Raw genomic sequence first — 2181 nt, 5'->3', positions numbered from 1 at the left:
GTCGTCGACCGCCCTGGCCGACAAGGCCTGGAACGACGCCGCCCGCATCGCGCCGGGCCTGGCCGCCGGCAAGGGCAAGAAGGTCGAGGCGATCGACAAGAACGGCTCKACCCTCTACCGCACCTCGGTCACGGGCTTCTCCAGCCGCGCCGACGCCAAGGCGTTCTGCGACGCCCTGAGCGCCGCCGGCAAATCCTGCTTCGTGAAGTAGGCGAGGGGTCCATGAGCACGTCGTCCGCCGCCATCCTCGGTTGCGCCGGGACCGTCCTGTCGGCCGAGGAAGCCGCCTTCTTCCGCGACGTGCGGCCCTGGGGCTTCATCCTCTTCAAGCGCAACATCGAGACGCCCGACCAGGTTCGCAAGCTGACCGCCGCGCTGCGCGATACGGTCGGCCGCCCCGACGCGCCGATCCTGATCGACCAGGAGGGCGGCCGCGTCGCCCGCCTGCAGCCGCCGCACTGGAACAAGTATCCGCCGGGCCGCGCCTATGGCGAACTCGTCGCCAACGACCCGCTGGTCGCCCGCGAGATCACCCGCCTGGGCGCGCGCCTGATCGCCCACGACCTGACCTCGCTGGGGATCAATGTCGACTGCGTGCCGGTGCTGGACGTGCCCGATCCCAAGGGCCACGAGATCATCGGCGACCGCGCCTATGGCGACACCCCCGAGCAGGTGGCGACCCTGGGTCGCGCCGCGGCCGAGGGCCTGCTGGCCGGCGGCGTGCTGCCGATCATCAAGCACATCCCCGGCCACGGCCGCGCCATGAGCGACAGCCACCTTGAGCTGCCGGTGGTGAAGGCCAAGCTGGCCGAGCTCGACGCGCGCGACTTCGCCCCGTTCCGGGTGCTGTCGGACATGCCGATGGCGATGACCGCCCACGTCGTCTACACGGCCATCGACCGCCGCCGTCCGGCCACGACGTCGAAGAAGGCCATCAAGCAGATCATCCGCGGCTCGCTGGGCTTCGACGGCCTGCTGATGAGCGACGACCTGTCGATGAAGGCGCTGTCGGGCGACTTCAAGCAGCGCGCCAAGGACAGCTTGTCGGCCGGCTGCGACGTCGTCCTGCACTGCAACGGCGACATGGACGAGATGAAGGCAGTGATGGCCGGCGTCGGCAAGCTCTCCAAGGAAGCCCGTCGCCGCGCCCAGGCGGTCATGGGCCGCCTGGTCAAGGTTCCCGAACCCTTCGATCCCGCCGAGGCCCGCGCCCGCTTCGACGCCGCCTTCGACGGCCGGTACGCCGGGTGAGCACGGGCTTTCAGCCCACATTCGACTTCGCGGCCGCCCGGGAGGCGGCCGAAGACGGCGCGGCCCTGGTCATCGACATCGATGGCTACGAAGGGCCGCTGCACGTCCTGCTGGCCCTGGCCCGAAACCAGAAGGTCGACCTGCTGCAGCTGTCGATCACCCGCCTGGCCGAGCAGTATCTGGCCTTCGTGCAGCAGGCCCGCCGGGTGCGCTTCTCGCTGGCCGCCGACTATCTGGTGATGGCCGCCTGGCTGGCCTACCTGAAGTCGCGCCTGCTGCTGCCCAAGCCCGAGCGCCCCAAGGCCGAGGAGCCGCCGGCCGAGGAGATGGCCGCCCAGCTGGCCTTTCGCCTGGCCAAGCTGGACGCCATGCGCCGGTCGGTCGAAGCGCTGAAGGAACGGCCCCAGCTCAAGCGCGAGGTCTTCATGCGCGGCGATCCAGACGCGGTGAAGATCGTCTCGTCCACCCGCTTCGAGGGCGATCTCTACGCGCTGATGAGCGCCTATATCAGCCAGCGAAAGCGCGAGCACGGCCGCCACTACGCCCCGCGTCCGCCCCAGGCCTATCCGTTGGAAGACGCCCGCGACCGCCTGCGCACCTTCCTGCCGAGGATGGAGGAGTGGACCGCCCTGTCCGGCGTCGCCCCCGTCGACCGCTGGGAGGAGGACCCCGAAGGCCCGACGCCCGCCAGCTACCTGGCCTCGACCCTGTCGGCCAGCCTGGAGCTGGCCAAGGAGGGCGCCCTGACCGTCCGCCAGATGGGCGCGTTCGAGGAGATCTACCTGCGCACCCGCACCGGTGGCGGGGAGGGGCTGCTTTGAGCCGCAGAACCCCCTCAGTCGCTCCGCGACAGCTCCCCCAGAGGGGGAGCATCTGCTGCAACAAGATCCTCCCCCTCTGGGGGAGGTGGCCCGAAGGGCCGGAGGGGGA

Annotated in this window: 3 protein-coding genes; all 3 read left to right on the top strand. The window is 70.5% G+C overall.

The window, feature by feature from the left end; genetic code table 11:
- Positions 1-211: SPOR domain-containing protein (locus AC1DCG_RS25010; RefSeq protein WP_477041745.1), on the top strand; the 211-nt coding region annotated here is incomplete at its 5' end.
- A gap of 11 nt (positions 212-222) precedes the next feature.
- Positions 223-1251 carry a beta-N-acetylhexosaminidase gene (gene nagZ, locus AC1DCG_RS25005; protein ID WP_477031349.1) on the top strand — a complete coding sequence of 343 codons (1029 nt, stop codon included), beginning with the start codon at positions 223-225 and terminating at the stop codon, positions 1249-1251.
- On the top strand, positions 1248-2072 hold the full coding sequence (locus tag AC1DCG_RS25000; protein WP_477031350.1) for a segregation and condensation protein A: 825 nt from the start codon (positions 1248-1250) through the stop codon (positions 2070-2072). The genes nagZ and AC1DCG_RS25000 overlap by 4 nt, the downstream gene beginning before the upstream one ends.
- The last annotated feature ends 109 nt before the right edge of the window (positions 2073-2181 follow it).

The organism is Caulobacter sp. 10L414 (genome assembly GCF_056395525.1).
This window is presented reverse-complemented; position numbering and strand designations above follow the sequence as displayed.

Bases quoted from the DNA above. Each gene is read 5' to 3' on its own strand.
- nagZ (WP_477031349.1), top strand. From the start codon at position 223: ATGAGCACGTCGTCCGCCGCCATCCTCGGTTGCGCCGGGACCGTCCTG.